The following is a 516-nucleotide window of genomic DNA, read 5'->3' as shown; positions in this document are numbered from 1 at the left end:
TGAGTTTCCGCGTCAGCGGAAAAGCGACGTTCGGCGCAGTGGTCGATGGTCGGGCACTTGATCTCAAGAAGAGCCTGAACGACAAGTACGTCGATTTGCTGGCCGCGCTGCAAGCTGGCGCGCTGGATGAACTGGAAGAAGCGGCCTCCCGTGGTGGGCTCTCATACGATCTCGATGAAATCGAGTTTCTGCCGGTCATTCCGAATCCGCCCAAGATCCTCTGCATCGGCATCAACTACGAGACCCACCGCAGTGAGACGGGCAAGGACCCGTCGGTCAAGCCGTGGGTGTTCGCGCGCTTCGCCAACTCTCAGGTGGGCCACGGTCAGCCGCTGATTGCCCCGCTGGAGTCGGAGAGATTCGACTACGAAGGCGAGATCGCGGTGATTATCGGCAAGCGCGGCCGCCGTATTTCTCAAGAGGCATCGTGGGAGCATATCGCCGGCTACGCGCCCTACAACGATGGTTCGGTACGCGATTGGCAACGTCACACGCCGCAGTGGGTGCCTGGCAAGA

At 60.7% G+C, this 516-nt stretch carries 1 protein-coding gene; it reads left to right on the top strand.

What is annotated here, in order from left to right; genetic code table 11:
- On the top strand, positions 1-516 hold a 516-nt coding region (locus tag CFB89_RS33890), incomplete at both ends, for a fumarylacetoacetate hydrolase family protein (protein WP_179233589.1).

The sequence above is a fragment of the Burkholderia sp. AU16741 genome (assembly GCF_002223345.1).
GTDB classification, from domain to species: domain Bacteria; phylum Pseudomonadota; class Gammaproteobacteria; order Burkholderiales; family Burkholderiaceae; genus Burkholderia; species Burkholderia sola.
The sequence above is the reverse complement of the archived record's forward strand: the minus strand, read 5'-3'. Positions and strand labels throughout refer to the sequence as shown.